Origin of the sequence: Desulfovibrio sp. UIB00 (genome assembly GCF_022508225.1) — a bacterium.
Taxonomy (GTDB): Bacteria; Desulfobacterota; Desulfovibrionia; order Desulfovibrionales; family Desulfovibrionaceae; genus Desulfovibrio.
The window spans coordinates 176,660-199,106 of record NZ_JAETXJ010000002.1 but is presented as its reverse complement, the minus strand read 5'-3'; the positions used below and the strand labels follow the sequence as shown (position 1 = coordinate 199,106).

The 22,447-nt window shown below is 58.2% G+C and carries 16 protein-coding genes; 6 read left to right on the top strand and 10 right to left on the bottom strand.

The window, feature by feature from the left end:
• Positions 1-39 precede the first annotated feature (39 nt).
• Positions 40-639, bottom strand: a complete 600-nt coding sequence (locus JMF94_RS03790) for a flavodoxin family protein (RefSeq protein ID WP_240823847.1) — start codon at positions 637-639, stop codon at positions 40-42.
• A gap of 134 nt (positions 640-773) precedes the next feature.
• On the opposite strand from JMF94_RS03790, the gene JMF94_RS03785 reads away from it, so the two are divergent.
• On the top strand, positions 774-1,169 hold the full coding sequence (locus tag JMF94_RS03785; protein ID WP_240823846.1) for a helix-turn-helix domain-containing protein: 396 nt from the start codon (positions 774-776) through the stop codon (positions 1,167-1,169).
• Between the two features lie 73 nt (positions 1,170-1,242).
• Here the strand turns inward: JMF94_RS03785 and JMF94_RS03780 are convergent, their stop codons facing one another.
• Positions 1,243-1,782 (bottom strand): peptidyl-prolyl cis-trans isomerase, encoded by a 540-nt coding sequence (locus tag JMF94_RS03780; protein WP_233483886.1) that lies wholly within the window; start codon positions 1,780-1,782, stop codon positions 1,243-1,245.
• 405 nt (positions 1,783-2,187) lie between these two features.
• Between JMF94_RS03780 and JMF94_RS03775 the strand changes: the two genes are divergently transcribed.
• The 3 genes from JMF94_RS03775 (at position 2,188) to JMF94_RS03765 (ending at position 7,124) form a co-directional block, all read left to right on the top strand.
• Positions 2,188-2,892: a Bax inhibitor-1/YccA family protein gene (locus JMF94_RS03775; RefSeq protein ID WP_240823845.1), complete on the top strand. Its 705-nt coding sequence runs from the start codon at positions 2,188-2,190 to the stop codon at positions 2,890-2,892.
• Positions 2,893-2,982: 90 nt separating this feature from the next.
• Complete coding sequence (locus tag JMF94_RS03770; protein ID WP_240823844.1) at positions 2,983-5,508, top strand: VacB/RNase II family 3'-5' exoribonuclease; 2,526 nt, start codon at positions 2,983-2,985, stop codon at positions 5,506-5,508.
• Between the two features lie 26 nt (positions 5,509-5,534).
• Complete coding sequence (locus tag JMF94_RS03765; RefSeq protein ID WP_240823843.1) at positions 5,535-7,124, top strand: murein biosynthesis integral membrane protein MurJ; 1,590 nt, start codon at positions 5,535-5,537, stop codon at positions 7,122-7,124.
• 158 nt (positions 7,125-7,282) lie between these two features.
• On the opposite strand, the gene JMF94_RS03760 is transcribed toward JMF94_RS03765, so the two are convergent.
• The 5 genes from JMF94_RS03760 to JMF94_RS03740 form a co-directional block, all read right to left on the bottom strand.
• Complete coding sequence (locus JMF94_RS03760; RefSeq protein ID WP_240823842.1) at positions 7,283-8,080, bottom strand: hypothetical protein; 798 nt, start codon at positions 8,078-8,080, stop codon at positions 7,283-7,285.
• Positions 8,081-8,129: 49 nt separating this feature from the next.
• On the bottom strand, positions 8,130-8,636 hold the full coding sequence (locus JMF94_RS03755) for a metal-dependent hydrolase (protein WP_240823841.1): 507 nt from the start codon (positions 8,634-8,636) through the stop codon (positions 8,130-8,132).
• Positions 8,637-8,838: 202 nt separating this feature from the next.
• Positions 8,839-11,124, bottom strand: coding sequence for a vitamin B12-dependent ribonucleotide reductase (locus JMF94_RS03750; protein ID WP_240823840.1), 2,286 nt, complete (start codon positions 11,122-11,124; stop codon positions 8,839-8,841).
• Positions 11,125-11,640: 516 nt separating this feature from the next.
• Positions 11,641-14,094 carry a small ribosomal subunit Rsm22 family protein gene (locus JMF94_RS03745; protein WP_240823839.1) on the bottom strand — a complete coding sequence of 818 codons (2,454 nt, stop codon included), beginning with the start codon at positions 14,092-14,094 and terminating at the stop codon, positions 11,641-11,643.
• The gene (locus JMF94_RS03740; protein ID WP_240823838.1) at positions 14,095-15,918 is read right to left on the bottom strand and encodes an ASKHA domain-containing protein; all 1,824 of its coding nucleotides are present in this window, start codon (positions 15,916-15,918) and stop codon (positions 14,095-14,097) included.
• Between the two features lie 187 nt (positions 15,919-16,105).
• On the opposite strand from JMF94_RS03740, the gene fliM reads away from it, so the two are divergent.
• Complete coding sequence (gene fliM / locus JMF94_RS03735; protein WP_022657872.1) at positions 16,106-17,086, top strand: flagellar motor switch protein FliM; 981 nt, start codon at positions 16,106-16,108, stop codon at positions 17,084-17,086.
• A 191-nt stretch (positions 17,087-17,277) separates the two neighbouring features.
• Here fliM and gmhB read toward each other — a convergent pair whose 3' ends face one another.
• Together gmhB and JMF94_RS03725 are read right to left on the bottom strand one after the other, a co-directional pair.
• On the bottom strand, positions 17,278-17,970 hold the full coding sequence (gene gmhB, locus JMF94_RS03730; protein WP_240823837.1) for a D-glycero-beta-D-manno-heptose 1,7-bisphosphate 7-phosphatase: 693 nt from the start codon (positions 17,968-17,970) through the stop codon (positions 17,278-17,280).
• 209 nt (positions 17,971-18,179) lie between these two features.
• Complete coding sequence (locus tag JMF94_RS03725) at positions 18,180-18,581, bottom strand: MucR family transcriptional regulator (RefSeq protein WP_240823836.1); 402 nt, start codon at positions 18,579-18,581, stop codon at positions 18,180-18,182.
• Positions 18,582-19,914: 1,333 nt separating this feature from the next.
• Between JMF94_RS03725 and JMF94_RS03720 the strand changes: the two genes are divergently transcribed.
• Complete coding sequence (locus JMF94_RS03720) at positions 19,915-20,607, top strand: TrkA family potassium uptake protein (protein ID WP_240823835.1); 693 nt, start codon at positions 19,915-19,917, stop codon at positions 20,605-20,607.
• Positions 20,608-20,673: 66 nt separating this feature from the next.
• On the opposite strand, the gene JMF94_RS03715 is transcribed toward JMF94_RS03720, so the two are convergent.
• Entirely contained in the window at positions 20,674-22,425 is a 1,752-nt protein-coding gene (locus tag JMF94_RS03715) for a methyl-accepting chemotaxis protein (protein WP_240824203.1), read from the bottom strand.
• Positions 22,426-22,447: the final 22 nt, after the last annotated feature.

Genomic DNA, 22,447 nt, shown 5'->3' with positions numbered 1-22,447 from the left:
CCGCCTGATTTCCTCTCGCCCATGCGCTGGGCCTGCCGTCTACGCAGCGGGGTATTCCGCCATATGCGGGATTACTGCCTTGCCCAGCCAGTCAATGGCCCGGCCCAGATGCCGCATATTTTCAATGGCAAAGGCATCCTTTGCCGCATCCCCCTCCGCATGGCCGAAGCCCATGTTCCAGTAGGTTGAACCGGGAACCAGCATCTTGGACATCAAAAACATATGGTTGATGCTGTCATAGGCGTGGGTTGCTCCGGCACGACCGGCAGCTACAACAGCCGCGCCAATCTTGCCCTGAAAGAGCCCGCCGTTCACATAGGCCACGTAGCCTGCCCGGTCTACCAGCGCTTTCAGCTCCGCCGACATGTCCGTGAAATAACAGGGCGTACCCAGGATCATGGCGTCCGCTGCCTGCATTTTTTGCAGCAGATCGTTGAGCATATCATTGTCAAAAACACAGCGTCCGTTTCTCAGCTCCGCGCATTTGCCGCAGCCACGACAGCCCTGAATCTTCTTGCCGCCCAACTGCACACTTTCCACGTCCCAGCCAGCCTCGCGCAGAGGCGCAAGCGCTTCATGCAGCAAAAGAGCCGTATTGCCGTTTTTTCTGGGGCTTCCGTTTATGGCCAGTACCTTCATGATGCTTCTCCTGAATGCCAGATTTTCACCTATACTATGCCTAATCTGCAAAAGTTGAAGTACTGACAAAAAATTCATATAATGACGTCAATAATAGGTACTGACAAATAGTATAGCTTTGAACAGGAAAGCGTATGGACACTCCCGACTCTTGCCCACCCGTACAGGGCAATTACCGTTGCCATTTTGAACTGACCTTGCAGCTCATTGGCGGCAAGTGGAAATTACTGGTTATTTATTTTCTTTCATTGCAGGAAGTTATCCGTTTCAGCCAGTTGCGGCGATCCCTGCCGGAAATCAGCGAGCGAATGCTGGTACGCCAGTTGCGCGAACTGGAAGAAGACGGCCTTGTGCACCGCAAGGTCTACGGCACGGTGCCGCCGCGTGTGGATTATTCGCTTACGCCGTTGGGCGTGTCGCTTGTGCCCATTATGGAATCGCTCAAGACCTGGGGCAACATGTATGAAAAAAGCCGCAGCCCGGCTGAACCAGACCACGGCGATGCCAAGAGTGCTGACGCTGATATATAAAAAACGGAGGGCTCACCGAACCCTCCGTCTGCACACGGGCAGCAGCGCCGCCGCATGATCATTCTTTCGTGCTTTATTCCACGATCACGGCCTTCTTGATAATCACGCTTTCCATGGGCACGTCGTCGTAGTAGCCCTTTTTGCCGGTCTGCACGGCGGCGATCTTGTCCACCACTTCCTGGCCCTTGATGACCTTGCCAAACACGGCATAGCCCCAGCCCTGCGGCGTCTGGCTCTTGAAGTCGAGGAAGTCGTTATCCTTGGTATTGATAAAGAATTGCGAAGACGCCGAATGCGGCTCGCTGGTGCGGGCCATGGCGATGGTGTACTTTTTGTTCTTGAGGCCGTTGTCCGCTTCATTGCGGATGGAGGCGCGGGCAGATTTCTGCTTCAGGTCGGGGGTAAAGCCGCCACCCTGGATCATGAAGTTTTTGATAACGCGATGAAACACCGTGCCGTCATAAAAACCGGATTTGACGTACTGCACAAAGTTGGCCGTGCTGATGGGCGCTTTGCGGGCATCAAGGCGTACAACAATGTCGCCGAGGCTGGTTTCAAGCTTCACAGCCGGATCAGGATCGGCAGCCTGGGCCTGCCCTGCCAAAGCGAGCATGCCACCGAGGCAAAGAGTCAGCATAACTACACGAAAAAAAACACGAATTGATTTCATGGATTACTCCTCGCAATATGATGTGCCGGGTCAGCCCCGGCAGGCCGCAAGGTAGCACGCTGCTGTACACGCAGCAAGGGCGACTGACCAGGCGACAGCAGACCGGACTACATCAGACCGGAATGCGCGGGGCCAGACTACACCGGGCGCACGGCAACCGCCCCCTTGTCAGCACCACATGGCACAGGCCCAACGCCGAACTTTCCCCTTCCGGCCCTTGCTAAATGCCGCTGGCGTTATTATACTTGTAGGCAGAAGACAAACTTCAAGCCCGCCCGACGGCACTGCGGCACGGAGCCGTAGCCGCCGAACGGACTGAGCGCCTTCAACTGCTTTTCGGAGGATATAATGTCATACAGCCGCAGTGTTGCTCAAAGCTCCGCTACCAGCGTTGCTTCCCTTTACATGCGTCAGGTTTATCAGTGGATGACAGCCGGTCTGGCTGTGACCACTGTCGTGGCCTACGCCGTTGCCAGTTCGCCTGCCGTGCAGGCGGCCATCTTTGGCAACACCATAGTGCTTATTCTCATGCTGGTGGCCCAGTTCGGTCTTGTCATCGCCCTTTCGGCGGCGGTTCACAAAATGTCCGGCGGCACGGCCACGGGTCTGTTTCTGCTGTATTCCGCCGTTACGGGCGCGACGCTTTCGTCCATCTTTGTGGTGTACCCCATTGCGTCCATCGCCAACGCGTTTCTGGTAACCACCGGCACCTTCCTTGCCATGTCGGTCTACGGCACTGTCACCAAGCGCGACCTTACGTCCATGGGCAGCTTTTTGTTCATGGGCCTCATAGGCATTATCATTGCCTCGCTGGTGAACATCTTCCTCAAGAGCAGCATGATGGACTTCATCATCAGCTGCGTTGGCGTACTTATCTTCACGGGCCTGACCGCCTATGACACGCAGAAGCTGCGCCAGTTCGGCGAAAACGCCCCCATGGAAGACGGTACCGCCGTGCGCCGTGGCGCCATCCTTGGCGCGCTGACGCTCTACCTCGACTTCATCAACCTTTTCCTCATGATGCTGCGCCTGTTCGGCGGCAACCGCGAGTGATGCGGCACTGCGCCAACGCAGCCTGAAATTTGAGCGATCGGGGGCGAAAGGCCAGGCCTTTTGCCCCCTTCTTTCGCACTACGGAACCCTATGAAAAAGAAAAAATCCCAACGCGGAGCGCCCGGCGCTTCCGCCCATACCCCCGGCTTTCCCTCCCGCGAGGAACTGCTGGAGGCCTTTTCCGCCCAGCCGCGCCCCCTGCGCGTGGACGGCCTTTTGCGTGTGCTGGGCCTCGCCCGCCGCGCCAAGGGCGACCTTGAAGCCGCACTGACAACGCTGGCCGAGCAGGGCCGCCTGTTGCGCTTGCGCGGCGGCCTGTGGGCGCGCCCCGAAGCCCTCAAGCATATTACAGGCCGTTTCAGTTCGCTGCGCGACGGTGGGGGCTTTGTTACGCCCATGCGTCCGGTTGCCGAGGGAGAAAACAACCGAGACAGCCATCTGGAATTTACCGGCGCGCGTGATGTATATATCCCCGCTGCCCTGACCGGCGAAGCCTGGCATCAGGATATCGTGCGCGTGGCGCTCTCCCCCGGTGCATCGCGCGGTCCATCCCCCGAAGGGCGCATCACTGAGGTTGTGGAACGCGGCCTCAAAGAAATCCCCGCCCATGCCGCCCACCGCACAGGGCATACACTTTTCTGCCGCCCGGCGGACGCGCGCCTCTCCGTCAATTTCAGCGTGGAGCTGGCTGCTGGCGAAACGCCTCCCGAGCCTGGCACGCTGGTATTGCTGGCCCCGGTGCAGCGCCTGGCCTCCGACCTGTGGACAGCCCGCATTGTGGGCGACTACGGACGCGAGGACGATGTGGCCGTACAGGAGGAACTGGTCAAGCTCAACCACGAAGTTCCACGCGACTTTCCTGCCGGGGTGCTGGCTGAAGTCCAGCACCTGCCCAGCGGCCCCACGCCTGAAGACATGCACGACCGCGAAGACCTGCGCGGCCTGCCGCTTGTGACAATTGACGGCGCGGATGCCCGCGATTTTGACGATGCCGTGGAGGTCGAAGACCGCCCCGGCGGCGGCTGGCTGCTGCGCGTGGCCATTGCCGATGTGAGCCACTATGTGCGTCCGCGCGGCAACGGCAGCACAGGGGCTCTGGATGCCGAGGCGCTCGCGCGCGGCAACTCCTGGTATTTCCCTAAATCCGTTGAGCCCATGCTGCCAGAGGCCCTTTCCAACGGCCTGTGCAGCCTGCGCCCGGACGAAGACCGCCTCGCCATGCTGGCGGAAATTCCCTTTTCTCCGCAGGGCAAACCTGGCAAGCCGCGCTTTGCGCAGGTTGTCATGCGCTCTGCGGCGCGGCTGACCTATGACCAGGTCAAGGCCTGCATGCTTGACAACGATGCTGCAGCCCTTGCCGCCCTGCGCGAAAACCCGCGCGGCGAAGAAGTCATCGGCATGCTGCAAAGGGCCTTTGCCCTGTATGCGGCCCTGCGTGATGCCCGCCGCCAACGCGGCAGCCTTGATTTTGATCTGCCCGAGGCAGACAGCCGCCTGGACGAAGCCGGGCGCGTGGTCTGGATGGGGCACCGCCAGCGGCACGATGCCCACCGCCTCATTGAGGAATTCATGATCGCTGCCAATGAGGCCGTAGCGCGCCACCTGCGCGATGTGGGCATGCCCTTTCTCTACCGCGTGCACCCCCTGCCCGACCCGGAACGGCTGGAAAGCCTTTTTGACACCCTCGCGGGCGTGGGCATGGAAGACCTGCCGCCCCGACCGGACGCAGCGGCAATGCAGGGCATCCTTGCCCGCGTGCAGGGTACGGATCAGGAATTTCTGGTCAACCGCCTCTGCCTGCGGGCCATGCCCCAGGCGCGCTATCAGCCTTTCAACGAGGGGCATTTTGGCCTTGCCTCTCAGGCATACTGCCACTTTACCTCGCCCATCCGCCGCTATGCGGATCTGCTGACCCACCGGGCGCTCAAAACTGCGCTGGGCATCGGCGTGGGCGCGCTGCCCGCTGGGCAGAAGCTGCTGCGCATCAGCGACCAGATCAACAGGCGTGAACGCGCGGCCATGGCTTGCGAACGTGAAATGGATCGCCGCCTGGGTTGCCTTGCCCTGCTGCCCCGCGTGGGCGAACACTTCAAGGGCATGGTGGCAGGGGTCACGGACTTTGGCATTTTTGTGGAACTGGCCGACATGCCTGTGGAAGGTATGATCCGCATTGATGACCTCGGCGATGACTGGTACGACTTTGATCCCCGCACCATGAGCCTTGTGGGCCAGCGCTCCGGCGTCATGTGGCGCATGGGCCAGAGCCTTGAGGTCGCGCTGGCGGAAGTGAATCTGGGACGGCTTGAAATCCGGCTCATGCCACTGGAACTGCCCAAGGCCGCTCAGGGCAACTGGCGCGGCAGAGGCAAAACATCCCGCAAGCCAGCTCACAAAGGCGGCGCAAAACCGGGACGCACAAGCCGCCCCGGAGGTTCGCGTTCTGGCTGGAAGATCACCTCGCCCGGTGACGAATCCAGCAAGGGCGGGGGCAAGGGACACCGCAACTCGGGCGGGCCAAAGCGTGGGCGCAAGGCTGGAGGCCAGGGCAAAGGCGGCAGCGGCACGAGCACGCGCGGGCGCACCACAGGCAACAACAGCAAAAAGCGGGGCCGCTGATGGCCTTGCTTTCCGCACAGCAGCGTATGGGCGCAGCCGCGCTCATACTGGCGGCCAGCACTGTTCTTTCGCGCCTTATGGGTCTTGCGCGCGACAAGATCATTTCGTGGCAGTTCGGCGCAGGCGGCGAATCCGATATGTATTTTGCCGCCTTTGTGGTGCCGGACATCATCAATTATCTGCTGGCTGGCGGCTTTATGTCCATCACAATCATCCCCCTGCTGACCCGCAGGTTTCAGGAGGATGAGGCGGATGCATGGCGCTTTTTTTCCTGCGTTTTCTGTTGGATGGCGACTGCCTCCACCCTTCTGACCCTTGGCGGCATGGCCCTTGCGCCCTGGCTGGCGCAGGCGGTGGCCCCCGGCTTTACGCCGGAGCAGTGGGCGCGGTTGGCCTTTTTTATGCGCATCATTCTGCCCGCCCAGATATTCTTTCTATGTGGGGCATGCGTCACGGCCCTGCTGTTCATGCGGCGTCAGTTCCGCGTGCCAGCGCTGGCCCCGCTGATCTATAACGGGGCCATCATTGCCGTGGGCCTGCTGTTGCCCTGGCTGGCAACCACGCAGACTGTGCAGGCCGCTCTGCCAGCAGGCCTGCTGACCCACATGGACGGCATGACCGGCTATTGCGTGGGCGTGACCCTTGGCGCGGCCCTTGGCACCTTTGTACTGCCTCTGCGGGTGGCGTCCCAGCAGGGCCTGCGCCTGCACATGGAATGGCGGCACCCACTCATGGGCAAATTTCTGCTCACGGCCCTGCCCCTCATGCTGGGGCAGACCATCATGATGCTGGACGAACAGTTTTTGCGGGTCTTTGGCAGTCTGGCGGGCGATGGCGCTGTGAGCCTGCTCAACTACGCACGGCGTATCACTCAGGTTCCTGTGGGGTTGGTAGGTCAGGCCGCAGCGGTGGCATCCTATCCCTTTTTGGTGGCGCTGCTGGCGCAGGGCGACACCGAGCGCTTCAACACCACCCTGCGCACGGCCCTTCGGGCCAGCGTTGCCCTTATCATTCCCTGCGCGTTCTGCATGGCGGCCACAAGCTGGCCAATCCTTGGCGTTATTTTTCAGGGCGGACGCTTCAGCCTCGCAGACACGCTGGCTACCCTGCCGCTCACGCGCATCATGCTGGCCGCCACGCCCTTCTGGATTATCTACATGGTGCTGGTGCGAGCCTACTACGCCCACGGCGACACCATCACCCCGGCTGTGACCGGCAGCATCATGACGGCGCTGTGCATACCCATGTATTACTGGTGGGCTGTTCCCAACGGGGCGTGGGCTATCGCGGCCCTTTCGGGCCTGAGCGTGAGCCTCTACGTGCTCTGGCTGGTAGGCATATGGATTCGCCGCCACGGCAGCGGGGCCTTTACTGGTCTGACAGGGCTGGCAGCGCGGGTAATTTTTTGCAGTCTGCCCGCCACGGCTGCGGGCTGGTGGGTCTCTGAGGTCTGCATGCGCTCGTTTACGCTGCCCCCCATACTCAAGGCCTGCGTGGTGCTGATGCTGGGCAGTTGCGCCTTTGCGGCCCTGTTTCTGCCCCTTGCATGGCAGACCGCGCCCGAAGCTCTGGAGCCAGTACTGCAAAGGCTGCGGCGCAGACGCGGCACAGCCTGATTCTGCGGGATAAACCAAGCTTGAAATGTTCGGGGGAGAGCCATCACCCCCTAAACGTTTACTGGCTGCGCAAGCATTCTCGCGCAACTGACCTAGGCCAGAGTACGGTATCCTCAGCCACAGTAAAAGTTTCTTCCATTATCAGACTGCCCTCAGGCCTATGACCCTGCCGCTGTACCAGCGGCATGCCTTTGCTGCAACCTTTGCTCCAGCAGGGAAACCGACGCGCTCGCCAGCAGTGCCGCAACGGGCGCAAGGACGTAGCACAGCCACAGGGGCAGATGCTCAACCCCTGTCATCACCACCACCGCAAAGGCAATACAGCCAAACCACCCAGCCATGATGCCACGAAAAATACTTACCACGGCCCCAACCCCCAGCATAGCATGGGCAAAGGGCACGATGGAACAGATCATGACGGGGAAAAACATAAGTACGCCGCTCCAGCCAGGGCCAAGCCAATAGGCGGCTTCCGTTACGGCAAAAACCAGCCCCGCCCCGCAGGCCATCTGCACGGGAATCCGCACATAGGCCGTCATGGCGTGGCCGGGCCTGCACGCCACCGCGACCTTCGGCAGACAGGCAAGTACCAGCAAGGGAGAGAGCAGAGAGAGCGCCACTGCCCAGAAATGCGTAAACGGCAGGTGCAGCACAACCCATCCCCCGCCGAAGAATCCGCACAGGGCTGCGGGCAGGCATACAAACCAGGGCATGCCCCAGACAGCCAGACGGGGATAGATGAGCGCGGTTGTCGTGCAGGCCAGCACTCCAAGCAGGGTATTGAATGATGCTGCTGCGGAAAAGGCCGCGCCCTGCTCCAGCGTGAGGAAAAAGGAAAGCGGGCCGGAGATGAGCGGCAAGCCAGCAATGACGCCGCCCACAAATGAACCCCAGCGGCGGGCCACCAGCAGGCACATGAGGATAAGCAGTGGCGTGAGAAAAATTTTGACCAGCATCTATGCCGCCCTGTGAGTGCAAAGAGTCAGCGCCGGGGGAAGCGCCGGATCAGAACCAGCTTCCGTGGCCCAGCTTGCGGGTCAGGCGCAGCAGATCTTCGTGAAAAAACAGCCACGTTGCCCCTGCCACGCAGGCCAGAAAACAGTATTCACCAAGGCTGCCTGTGGAGCACAGCTTGAGCGACAGCTTGTTCTGGCGCGAAAAGGGCGTCAGCGGCACCCCTGAGGGGGTCAGCATATCCAGCAGCACATGGCTCAGCCCGCCAAAACCAAGGCCGAGCAGGGCATCTCTGCCCAAAGAACCAAGGCTGGCAGGCGACAGGGCAAAAGCCGCCACGCAAACCGCCATCCACCAGCCGAACCAGTGCGTTGTGCCCCGGTGGATGGCGTTGAACACTTTTTGTCGGCCCCTGCGGGTGGGGGCGAGGCCAGCAATGCGCTGATCCAGCACATCGGGCAGCACCGCGCCCGCGCAAGCCGCCGCCACGCCCTCCCAGGGAAGATGCAGCGCCAGCGCCGCCGCCACAGCCGTGGCCTGATGCGTAATCCATTTCATGGTGTAAACCGCTTATGAAATAACAGTGCGGGGAAGCGCCTCTTGTACAAAAGAGCGCCCTCCCCCGCAAGGATATTACTGATCTGTTTGCTGACCGCCCCGAGCCGCCGGGCGCAGTGGACGCGGATTTTTATGAAACCGCTCCGCCCCGCCTTGACCAGGAGACCCTGCAAAACCTCTTGCCGTCAGTCAGTTCCAATCATTACCCGCAACGCGAAAAACCGCAGCCGGGGCAGATGAGGCAGCCTTCCTGAAATACCAGCGCTTCGCCGCATTCAGGGCAGTTCTGGGCTTGCAGGTCGTTGACGTCGCCGATGTGTTCGTCCTTGAGATAGCGCTTTTCCAGCACCCAGGCGATGGCATCGGGGATGGAAAGCAGCAGCCCCTTGCCCCGAAATACGGGGTGCTCGCCGCCGATACCCTTGATCTGGGCCACAACGTCGCGCACGTGCACTCCGGAGCGCAAGGCCAGCGACACAAGGCGACCAATGGCCTCGGCCTTGGCCGTGATGGAGCGGCCAGATTTGCCGATTGTGGCAAAAACCTCAAAGGGCTGGCCGTCAACCTCATTGACGGTGAGGTACATCACGCCAAGCCCGGTGGGCACCTTCTGCGTGAAGCCCCACACAATGTCGGGCCGCTTGCGCACGCCAGCCCCGACCTGAACAGCTGACGGGCCAGACTGGGCAGCCTCGGCACTGCTTTCGCCGTCCATTTTCTTTTGCCCTTCGCCCGTGGCCAGCACCTGAATACTTTTGCAGCCGTCACGGTAGACAGTCACGCCCTTGCAGCCTTCCTGATAGGCCAGCCAGTAAATATCAAAAATATCCTGTTCCGTTGCGCTGTTGGTCAGGTTCACGGTTTTGGACACGGCATTATCGGTATGGCGCTGAAAGGCCGCCTGCATGCGCAAATGCCACACAGGGGCTATATCCATAGCCGTAACAAAGACCTTGCGCAGCTTGGCGGGCAGGTAGTCCATTTCCTGAATGGAACCCTTGGCAACCACCGCATCCATAAGCTCGTGGCTGAACAGCCCGGCATCGGCAAGGGCCGCCTCAAAGTGAGGGTTCACTTCCACAAGGCGCTCGCCGTCAAGGATGTTGCGGGTAAAGCACAGGGCAAACAGAGGCTCCACGCCGGAGGAGCAGCCCGCGATGATGGAAAGCGTCCCCGTGGGCGCAATGGTGGTTACCGTGGCGTTGCGGTAGGGGCCAAGCTTCTTTTTTGCATACACGGACGTAGCGTAGGCAGGGAAGGCCCCGCGTTCCACAGCCAGCTGGGCCGAGGCCTTGTGCCCCTCCTCCTGAATAAAGGCCATGATGCGCTCGCCAAGTTCAAGGCCCTGCTGCGAATCATAGGCCATTTCAAGCTGATAGAGCAGGTCGGCAAAGCCCATGACGCCAAGGCCGATCTTGCGGTTCCTGCGCACGGTTTCGGTGATGCTGTCCAGCGGGAAGCGTGAGGCATCAATGACATTGTCGAGAAAGCGCACAGACAGATGCACCACGCGCTTAAGCTCGGCCCAGTCAATGCAATCGCGGGCAGGGTCAGCCGCATCGTTGTGACCGGGAATGTAAAAGCACGAAAGGTTGATGGAACCCAGATTGCAAGCTTCGTAGGGCAGCAGAGGCTGCTCGCCGCAGGGGTTGGTAGATTCTATCTCGCCCTGGTCGGGTGTGGGATTGTCCCGGTTGATGCGGTCAAGGAACACAATACCCGGATCGCCCGACTGCCAGGCCTTTTTGACCAGCAGCTCAAAAATCTCCCGCGCGCGCAGGCGGTTGATAACTTCGCCGGAATTGGGGGCCACAAGGTCGTAATGCTCGTCGTTTTCCACGGCGCGCATGAATACTTCTGTCAGGCCCACGGAAAGGTTGAAGTTATTGAATTCGCCCTCTTTTTCCTTGGCGCGGATAAATTCAAGAATGTCAGGGTGATCAACACGCAGAATGCCCATATTGGCCCCGCGCCGCGTGCCGCCCTGCTTCACCTGTTCTGTGGCGGTGTTGAAGATGCGCAGAAAGGACACCGGACCGGAGGCAACGCCCCCGGTGGAGCCTACGCGGCTATCCTTGGGGCGCAGGCGCGAAAAAGAAAATCCCGTGCCGCCGCCAGACTTGTGGATCATGGCCGCGTATTTGACCGCATCAAAAATTTCTTCAATGGAGTCGCCCACCGGCAGCACAAAACAGGCCGAAAGCTGCCCCAGGTCAGTACCCGCATTCATGAGCGTGGGAGAATTGGGCAAAAATTTCCAGCTGGTCATGAGGTCATAAAAATCGCGCGCCAGCACGTCGTCCTTGCAGGTGGACTGGCTGTACTTGGCTTCTTCGGCGGCAATGGAGGATGCCACACGCCAGAAAAGGTCACGCGGGGTTTCTACCTGCTTGCCAGTCAGATCCTTGCGCAGATAGCGCTTTTGCAGAACAACTTCCGTGTTGGGCTTCAACTGTGGCTGCGGCAAATTCTTGGGCATTGTGAGCATGAAAAAACAGCCTCTTCTTTAAGGTATGCAGCCGTCAGGGCGGCTCCGAAGTTTCCAGATAACTAACCGCAAAACAGAAGCCGCAGCATGGCGGCTCAGGTACGGCGTTTTTATGATTAAGAGTTGAGTATACACGGAACGGATGTAAATAAAAGCCCCCGGAAAGCCGCTTACCCCCATTAACACATTAAATTATTTGTATAAATTAATAATAAAAATAACCAATAGCAACAAAAAACTTTAGACGCATACCCCCCCCGCACCCGTTTTCTAGCCAGTGGCGCGGATATGCGGGGCAAGTTTTTTTGAGCAAAATATTGTGCGGGTAACCCAGCTGGAGGAGGTGAAAAAAGCCCAGAGCCTCAAGGGGAACCTACGAACAGTTCGGGCCAAAAATTTCGCGAAGGGTGCAGAGATAGTGGGTCATGCACAGGGGGGTAAAAGCCCCCCCTGAATTTTATAACTAAAAAAAGTGGTGCGGCACAGACAAAAACATCTGTGCCGAAGCCATATACCCTAGGGTTTGTTGCGACGCGGGCCTGAAGGCTTGCCTGCACGATTGTTGCCAGGTCGCTTGCCGCCCGAACGGTTGTCCGAAGAGCCTCCACGGTCCTTTCTGTTCTGCCCGCCCGGTCTTTCCTGACGGTTATTGCGATCTTGGCGCCCCTGCTGATTGGGCCGATCAGGCCTGTCCGAACGCTCAGAGCGATCTGAACGATTTGAACGGTCTGGCTGACCCTGCCGATCCTGACGGCCTTTCCAGTCCGGACGGTCGTCCCGACCACGGCGGTCATCCCTGCCCGAACGATCATCGCGGCGAGGCCTGTCGTCACGACCGGAACGATCGTCACGCTGAGGACGGTCATTGCCATGAGGCCGAGGCGGACGCCCGCCCTGTCCCCTGCGGTTATCCCCCTGACTGCGGTCTCCCTGCGGAGCACGGGACGGACGGTCTGGATACCCCTTTCCTGCGGGCCTGTTGCCCTCGCGGGTGCCATCATTGCCGTCTTCTCTAGTGTCCCTGCGGAATGGCGCGGGCCTGCGACCGTGTTCATCATCACCGGGGCGGCGCTCAGACCGGGGGGCTCCGCCCTGCTGCGCCGGGGGGCTCACCTGCAAGGCGCCACTTTTACGGTCGCGTGGTGCGCCAGCAGCAATGGAAACAGTCAGTTCATCACCAGAGGCCAGAGATTCGGCATTTTCCAGCAGCAGTATCCCCTTGCCAGAGCAGGCGTAGCGTGCCCTGCCCGCCAGACCCGGCACCATAAAGGGGGCAGAAAGCACCCTGGCGGCCAGAGAACCGGACATTTGCGCTTCTGCCTCGGGCATGGCGGCAAGCAACAGGGGGGAGAGACTCAGGCCGCTTTTGCCAAGGCCCGAAGCCTGCGACAGGTCTTCAAGCCACAGCGGCGCGCCTTCGCTGCCAAAGGTAAAGTGGCACCATGTGCGCCCGCCCTGACCGCGCAGCAGCGGGCAATCAGCCTGATGCGTACAGGGCGCAAGGGCAGTCAGCCCGCCGTCAACAGCAAGCTGGCGCAAGCGCATGATGGTGGAGCCGCCAAGGCGTGTGCCGGGTTCCACAAACAGCAGGGAAGGCCCAACAGGGGCAGGGCCGCGCGAATCCGCATGGTCAAAGAGCGGCGACAGGGATTCAAGGAAGCTGTCGAGCCTATCCTCGCGGCAGCCTTCGGGCTTTTCGCCATCGGCCTCGCCCGCAGCGGGATTGCCGTCAATATCCATGCCCTCGGCATCCAGCGAATCAAATTCGTCCTCGTCTTCTATGGCGCTTGCGCCGCGTGAACGCTTTTTGCCAAAACGCAGTTCGTTGAGCACGTTGGCGGCGCTGACCAGCCACGGGCGGGCGCGCCCGCCAGAAAGCAACGGGGCGGCCTGCCGCACAACCTGATCAAGAGGTGCGCGGGCCACGCGCACAGGCCATACGGGCTGGCCCGTCAGCTCGCCCAGAACTTCCATAAGGGTTTTGCCCAGTTCAAGCGGCTGCGACGAGGTATCCAGAGCCAGCACCCGCACAGGGGCGCTGCGCCATTCAGGCCTTGCCAGCCAGAGGGCCAGGGGCAGAGTCAGAGGGCCTGAGCCCACATCCACCAGCAGAGCCTCGCCACCCTCCGGAGCCACTGTGCGGGGGTCGGCCAGGGGCAGACTTGCCAGCAGACGCGTAAGGCGCACGAGATTCCAGGGCAGAAAATAATACAGATAGGCGCTGATGGAGGCCGGGGAACTCCAGTACGGACGCGCCAACCCGGCACGTTCTGTGGTTAGAAGGCGCGAGAGTTGGGCCACGTCGTCGGGCAACGAGCGCTTGTGCCCCGCATTGAGCGGCCACACCTTGGTCAGGGCTTCGGGCAGCATATCCAGAATACGCTGGGTTTCAGCCGAAAGCGGCGGAAACAGCGCCCTGGCGGCAGGCCAAGCCCCCAATTCAAAAGAACGCGCTACGGGGCGCTGATTCTGGCGCTCGAAGTTGCGCTGCCCGGAAGGAGCAACGTCCCTGTCGCCCTCGCGCTTTTCAGGCCGGAATGCAGGTCTGCCGTAGCGGTCCCTGGGTGCATTGGGCGAACGTCCGTCCTGACGGCGATCGTCACGGCGATCTGCGGGGCGGTCAGTTGGACGCCGGTCGTCACGGCGATTGTCGCGGGGGTCTTCTCTCCGCCCATCACGCCGTGCATCCTGCCCTCTGGAGGGGCGGCTGCCAGGCCGACCGTTGGGACGACTGCCCGGCCTGTCGTCACGGCGGTCAGAAGCACGCCCGTCCCGGCGGTTATCACGGCGGTCGTCCTGACGGCCAGAGTTACGGTCATCGCGTCCGGCAAATCTGCCGTCCGCGCCATCGCGCCGCACGGGCCTGTCGTCAGCTCTGCGCGGTGTCTGGCGGCGAGGCTGACTGTTGCCCTCGCCGGAACGGCGGCTACGCCGATCGGAATCGTTAAAAGAATCGTCTTTCGCGGACATTTATACTCCAAAGCGCATACGGCGCAGATAATCGGTGTGAAAATTCGGTTCGTCTACAAGGGGAAGCACCACGGCCTCGCTGCACAAGCGGGCCAAAGGCGGAATTTTATTGTTGTGCAGCGCAAGCAGCGCGGCTCCGTCCAGCGCAGTATTGCCCACAGCGCGGATGCGCGGGGCAAGAGCAGCGGGAACAAAGCCCAGTGTTTCAAGGTCGTCCGGCCTGACATATTCGCCCAGCGTACCAGCCAGACACAATGCCGCGACCTTGCCGGCAGGAATATCCGCCGCGCGCAGCAACGCATCCAGCGCCAGCGCAAAGGCGGCCTTGACCTGCAGCAGGGCCTCCACATCAGCGGCGGCAAGCCACAGGCCATGCGGCAGGCGCAGGCGCGCGCCTGACTTGGCTAGGCCGGATTCCGTAGGAACTTCTGCCGCATTGGGCTGCTCCAGCCCGGCAGACAGCTTGCGCGCCAGCGGCATGACCGGATTTACCACAAACTGTCCGTCATTGCGCAGGACACCCGCGCGCAGCAGCAAGGCCAGCAGGGACAAGTATCCAGTGGCGCTTATGCCGCACGCAACAGCTCCCGCAGAAGCAACTCCAGCGCCAGCCGCAGAACCTGCTGCAAGCCCCGCAGGGTTCTGCCCCGCGTTAACGCTCTGGCAGGCAGGGCACGGGCAAGCAGCGCCCGGAGCAACATGATGACGCGCCGCATCTGCGGTATCTTCTGCATCCGTGGACGCGCCTTCATAAAACTGCGCGGCAAGCCCCATGGGAATGAGCGTAAAGCCCGTTACCACACCGGGGCCAGCAAGTTGGCCGCATTCAGGCCCAATACCTTCCAGAGCCGGGCCAAGGGGTACGCTGGTCAGCCACAACTGTCCAGTCTCGGTTACCAGGGCAAGTTCGCCGTTGGTGCCAAGATCTGCCAGCACAAAGGGCCGGGGAACGTCCGCCTCCAGCAGGGCGGCCAGCCCCGCGCTCACGTCGCCGCCCACAAAGGGCGCGGGCAGGGGCGGGACATAGAGAGGTGGAAAATCCGGCAGCGCAAGTGTTTCATCGCCGCTGTGCGTCAGCCTGTACGGCGCTGCGCACAGGCCCTCCACATCGCGATCAAGAAAAATATCGGTCATGGCAGTGTTGGCAGCCAGACACAACCGCACTACCCGCCCCGCGCCCGACTGCGCCAGCGAATCCATGATGTCCAGCAGTTGCCGCCGGGCAAGCCCGGCCAGCACAGCGCGCCCTTCTGGCGCGCGCGCCACGGCAAGGCGCGACATGACATCCGCCCCGGCTCCAGCCTGAGGATTGAGCGCGCGGCCCTCAGCCACAGCCCGGCCCTTCATATCAAGCGCCCGCCAGCAGAGGGATGTGGTGCCAAGATCAACAGCCAGCGCCAAATCCGGCGGCGTTATGCCGTGGCCGGGCAAATGCCCTGTCGCTTGCGCTCCCTTAGGCAGAACAAGATTCTCCGGCGGCAACTCAAGATCAAGCGCGGCAGCGCCCCCCGCCGCAGCCATTTCTGGGTCGGGCACCTGACGGCGGCAGGCCAGACGCCAGCCAGCCTCCAGTTGCGGGGCGGAAAAAACGTCCTGCTCCGCAGGCAGGCATGGCGGCGCATGGCGCACAAAACGCACGCGGCAGCGCCCGCAACGCCCAAGCCCGCCGCACAGGGGCAAGGGGCGCACCTGCCCAGAAAGCCAGATGGCCTGCGAAAGGCTTTGCCCCGGCCTTGCGGCAATAGTTACAACTGGCGCGGCTGGAGCAACGCCGTCCCTGTCTGCAAAGGCATGGTCACTGGCCGAAAAAAGACGTACAAACATCCTTTGAGATTGCCTGACAGGCCCTGGAAAGGCAAGCATGGCGCACTCCCTGCCGTGCGCCGGCTGATATGGCAAAAGGTGCTGTACTGCTTGTCAAACTGGCCTTTATCTTGCATATTCCAACTGCGTGGTCGTGTGCGGAAAAACACGCCGCAACACACATTTTCACGACTGTTCCGAGGCTGGTATGAATAAAGTTCTGGCGCAAGACGAAGTTGATGCCCTGCTGCGCGGGCTTTCCGGCGGGGAAATCGAAAACGAAACGGAAACGCAGGAAGACGATTCCGGTATTGTGTCCTTTGACCTTGCCAATCAGGATCGTATCATCCGTGGGCGCATGCCCGTACTTGAAATCGTTAATGACCGCTTTTCACGGCTTTGCACCAACGCCCTTTCCAACTCTGTGCGCAAGCGCGTGGAGCTGAACCCCATATCCATTGATATGACCAAGTTCGGCGAGTTTATGCGCTCGCTGCCGGTACCCACCTCCATCAATATTTTCAAAATGGATCCCCTGCGCGGCAATGCCATCATGGTTGTTGATTCGCGTCTGGTATTTGCCCTGGTGGAAAACGTGTTTGGCGGCGCCGGCTCCCAGCCCAAGGTTGAGGGCCGCGAATTCACGCGCATTGAACAGGCCGTGGTGGACAAGATTGTCAAAATCGCGCTGGAAAACATGGAAGAATCCTGGCGGCCAGTGCATGACGTAAAGCTTGAGCTTGTGCGCAGCGAAATCAATCCGCAGTTCGCCGCCATTGTGCCCCCCAGCGATGTTGTGGTGGTCATCACCTTTGAAGTCGAGCTGGATACGGCGCTCGGCTCCATGATCATCTGCCTGCCCTACGCCACCATTGAACCCATTCGTTCCAAACTGCATGCAAGCTTTCAGACCGAACGACTCGAAGTTGACCACGCATGGGTGGCGCGCCTTAAAGAGCGCCTGCTGGAAACTCCGGTGGAGATGAAGGTGCATTTTGGCCGCACCACCATCACGGGCAACCAGTTGCTGCGCATGCAGGTGGGCGACATAATCGTGCTGGATACCGATCACGAAGACATGCTCAACTGCACGGTCGCCGGAGTGACCAAGTATCAGGGCCTGCCCGGCACCATCAAGGCCATGAAGGCCTTTCAGATTATCAAGGAAAACGAGCCGCAATACACCTGATGCGACCAGCCGCACGGCAAAGGCGGGCGCACGGCTGCCTGTCACACTGACGCCGCTCCCCCACGCATTAAAATTTCACGCAAAGCCCCCTGCCTGAAGGACCTGCACCTAACGCAGATTCTGTCAGACGGGGGGCTTGTGCATCTACAGGCACGGCAGGGCAAAATTTCAAACCTGCCTGCACATAAAAATTATCCTTTGCCAGACCCGCCCTCACAGCCAGAACCGCAACTGCTGCCGAGGAGACCTGAGCCATCGGAACCCAGATTTCCTCCACAATGCGCGCCACAGCCGCCAGGCAGACGGGAGAGCCTGTGCGCCCGCATTTCAGGTGCCAAAATATGCACCCCGGCGGCGGGCAGATGCGGCACAACCTTTACGCCTTCCGGCACGGGAACGTTATCTTCGTACGCGCCCACCGGGGGGCGCAATAGCACGCAACTGCACCCGGCGGCCAGCCCGGCCTGCATATCGCGCACACGGTCGCCAATCATCCAGGAGCGCGCAAGATCAATATTCAGATCGGCAGCGGCTTGCAGGATGAGGCCCGGCTCTGGCTTGCGGCAGTTGCAAGGGCCAGTAACCTCCGGCAGATGGGGGCAATAGTACCAAGCGTCGATAACGGCGTTGTGCGCCGCCAGATCTTCACTAACCCATGCTTCCAGAGCGTGCAGATCGTCCTCGCTGAACATGCCGCGCGCCAGCCCTGACTGGTTGCTCACTACCACAAGCAGATACCCTACGGCATGAAAGCGCCTGAGGGTTTCAACCACGCCCGGCAGCCACTGCCAGTCTTCTTTGCGGTGAATATAGCCAGTATCGTGGTTCAGGGTGCCGTCGCGATCCAGAAAAATGGCACGACTCGGCGCTTCTGCAGTGCTCATGAAAGCCCTTGTCCTTTCCGGGGTACCCGGCAGTTTGGTATGATGCAATCCTTCGTAGTTTTACGCCAAACCCAAAAAAATTGCAAAAAATGCCTGCAAAAACCAAGCGACGCCCCAAACAGAAGCGACCCACAAGTGGGCCGCTTCTTTCCCCTGCCCTGCAAGGCGGGGAATGCAAAAACAAGACTGCTGACAGACAGACCGCAGAATTACTTCTTGGCGGTCATCCTCCGTTCCCACAGCTTCATGTCGTTCATTTTCTTGCGGCGCTCGCGTTGCAAGGCCTTGCAGGCAAGAGGAGTACCCTTTTTAAAGCCCCACTTTTCAAGATATTCCTCTGTGGAGAGGCCGTGTGTAGCCAGGTGACGTTTAGTCAAAATCTTGAAGCTCTTACCACACTCAAGGCATGTGACGCTCTTTTCCTTGATCGACTTTCTGGCTTCAAGAACAGCCCCATCAAAGTCGGGCTCGCAAGTGGCTTCGCCCATGGCAACAGCCCTGATACTGCCAGCAACCTTTTGGACAAAGGCCGTAATTTCTTCCGCGCTCATAACCCTGACGCCAGCCTGAGCCTTGGAAATTTCCAAAGCACCCTTCAAAAAATCGTCCATCTTCACTCCGCGATATATTAAGTTAAAAAACTTTTGAACTATAAAGATTCAGCACCAACACTATTTCGATAAAGCAATTTGTGTCAACCCAATAAACGAAAAATGGCACCACAATCAAACCGGGGCGCTTGAAGCGTAAGGAGGGCAATATAAATAGCGTCTAGAGAATATGCCCATCCATATTTAGGGGTGCGCCCGAGCTTCAACCACCATTTATCGCACATTACTACTGTAAAAATAAAAAATAGCCTCAAATGGCTGCCATAACACAAATAAACTCCCATTTTTTTACAATCCATGACAAGCAAAGAAATGAATAAATTAAACAAAACTACATTAATGTACATAGATATAATATATAAACTAAAAATCACACCAAAAATCAGCCAGTTAAAAGCATGGTGCTCCCAACTGATATAATTCAATTTAATTTTTTTTAATAAAATAATTATCGTAAATAAATATAAAACAATTCAAAACAAAAATGTAACATGCAAAAATCGTATTTAATTATCCATTTTATTCACAAACTGGCAAACATCAAAGCCTTTAGATATTAAATCAAACTACTTCGCTATCTAATTCTACAGAGAACCGATTTGTCAAAAAAAATCACCCTCGAAAAAGTTTCAACATTTTTCTGGTTAACAGCCAAAAATATCAGCATATTAAATCTATTAGCGAAAAATCATCATTCTTTTTTTGCGTTATTAATCACAACAAAAGAGCTCACTATAAAAAAATTTCTATCCGCAGACCAAGCACTCCAAACAATTTTTCAGAAATACGCTATACTGGGCTTTTCCTGGACATTTCATGAAAGGATAAAAATATTTCAAATCTGCTCCATATTTTGTTGAATTCTGGAGGATTCGCTCGTAAATCACTTAGCACAACCAGCAAATCAAACATACTTGCCGCGATGGCGTGATTGCATTTGCGACAGCAAGCTGCTCAGCAAGATGCGCTTGGCTGCTCACCAATGGAGCAAGGATTGAAAAAGAAGCTCTACATAAGATTATTGCGCGTCAGGCAGCGCATGGGCATATTCTGGCCGTTAATGATTAACGGCACAGTACTCTTTATTATATTTATACTTGGCAGCCTTGGGTATAAATATGTTGAAGGTTGGTCGCTATTTGACGGTTTTTACATGGTGCTTATTACCCTTTCAACAATTGGATTCGGCGAAATACACCCCTTGAGCGAGCAGGGAAAACTGCTTACAAGTGCTGTCATTATTTCTGGCGTAGTCTATTTTGCGCTTCTCATTGGTTATTTTGTGCAATTGGCTTCAGAAGGGCGCGTTTTTCAAATGATGCGGAGGCGCAGAGTGGACAAGGCAATTGCGGCACTTTCGGGCCATTGCGTTTTGTGCGGTTTCGGTTTGGTGGGCCGGGTAGTGGCCGCTGAACTGGCAGCGGACGGCGTTGACGTGGTTGTGGTTGAAACCGATGACAAAAAGGCAGAAGAAATCGAGAGCGCGGGCTATTTTCTTGTGCTTGGCGATGCAACATCAGACAGCGTGATGATGCGTGTTGGGCTCGACAGGGCAAAGGCTCTTGTGGCTTCCATGTCCAACGACCCCGCCAACGTGTACGTGGTGCTCTCTGCCCGGGCCATGAACCCCGATCTCTACATTGTTTCACGCGCCAGCGACAACCGCCACATCAGCAAGCTCAAAACCGCAGGGGCCAACCGCGTCATACTGCCGCACATGATCGGCGGACAGTCCATCGCCCAGGCCATCCAGCGGCCCCTGGTGGAATCCTTCATGCACCGCAGCAACACCAACGATGAAGTGCTGCTCGATGAATTTCTGGTTTCGGACACATCGCCCCTTGTGGGCAAAAGCTTGGCGGAAGCCGCCCTGACCAGATCGCATGATGTTATCATCCTCGCCATAAAAGGCCAGGGCAGCCCCATTTTGCAAAAAACCAGGGCTGACACGGTAGTTCAGGCGGGCGATGTGCTGCTTGTGGCTGGATCAAAAATCCATCTGCAAGGCCTCAATGAAATGATGTAGCACCCCATATCCCGTGCCGGGGCAGAAGACCGCGCAAGCTGAGCGGCCTTCTGCCAGAATATCTCACTACCCCTGACTTTTCATGTCGCGGATAAGCCCCTGAAGTACCTGCGACTGCTCCGCCAAATCCGCCACGGCCTTTGCCGCCTGCTCCATGGCCTGCGCAGTTTCTGACGAGATTGTGGCAACCTGTTCTACCGAATGATTGATTTCCTCGCTGGCTGCCGACTGCTGTTCGCTGGCCGTGGCTATGGACTGCACCTGATCGTTGACCATATGCACGTGCTCCAGAATCTGCTTCAGCGAGTCACCGGAACGGATTGAAAGTTGTGTGGCTTCTTCGATGGATTCTGCAGACTTATCCACATTATCAATATTCTTTTTTGTGCCTTCCTGAATACCGCTGATGGCCTGCCCCACTTCCTGGGTCGCGGACATGGTTTTTTCTGCAAGCTTGCGCACTTCGTCGGCAACCACGGCAAATCCGCGCCCGGCATCACCGGCACGAGCCGCTTCAATGGCGGCGTTGAGCGCCAGAAGGTTTGTCTGGTCGGCAATATCGGCTATAACGCTCATGATCTGGCCGATACCTTCTGCCTGCTGGCCCAGAGCGTTCATATCGTCCATGATGGAAAGCGATTGGTTATGCACCGATTCAATGCTCTTGACGGCATCACTGACGATTTTTGCGCCTTCAAGAGCCTGCTTCTGTGCCTGACTGGAAACGTCCGCCGCCTGCTGCGCATTTTTTGCCACTTCAAGCACGGTGGCGTTCATTTCTTCCATAGCCGTAGCTGTTTCGCGAACACGGCTCGACTGTTCGTCCGCGCCACGGCTGGACTGTTCAATCTGGGCGGACAACTCCTCTGATGCGGAGGTAACTATTTCAACAACGCCCTCAAGCTGCCGGGCCGCCTGCAACATGCCCTCAGCCTTGGCTCGTTCCGCCTGCTTTCGCGCGGCTTCCGCTTCCAGGGTGGCCTGCTGGGCGCGTTCAGATTCTTCCCTGGCTTCCTGACTTTTTTGATCGGCCTCGGCTATTTTCCCCTTGAGGGTCGCAACCATTTGCTTCATAGCGCCAAAAACGCCTATTTCACCCCGGTGGGGATTAAACTGGGCGTTCAGGTCGCCGCCAGCAATGCGAAGGGCAAGATCGGCAAGTGATGCGGGCTCATCGCCCAGCTGGCGCAGCATATTGCGGGCAAGCATGTATCCCAGCCCAAGCCCCAACAGCAAGGACAGCACAACTCCCCCCACCGTAATATTTCTGGCGAGTATGTAATCCGCCTTGCTTTGCAGGCTGACCTTCTGGGCATAATCAATCTTTGTATCAACAACATCTTGAATTATTGCTGCAAGATTCTGCGTTTTTTCTCTGCCAGTGGTTGATGATATTTCTTGCGCCCTGGCCTTCATGGCCGGGTCTGTGGATTTTCCTAATTCAACTGTTTTATTGTGAATATTCTGCCACTCTTTTATCACGCCAGACATTTTTGAAAGGAGCTTTTGCCCCTCTGCTGAAATAAAATATTTTTGTATTTCTTTAAGGTAACTATCTAGAACTGCGTATTCATCTGCAAGGGATTTAATCTGTTTTTGGCTTTCCTCTGCAGTTTTGCTTATGATAAGATTTTTTTCATCACGGACAATGCGCAGCACGCTGATGTTTATTGATCGCGCGATATCAAGCCCTCGCATATGAACAGAATACAGCTCATCTACATCATCAGATATATTGCTTAACTCCATTACACCAAAGGCCCCTACGAGAACGGTAAATATTGAAAGCAACAAACTTAACCCAAACAATTTTTGCATAGTTGAAATTTTAGACATGTTC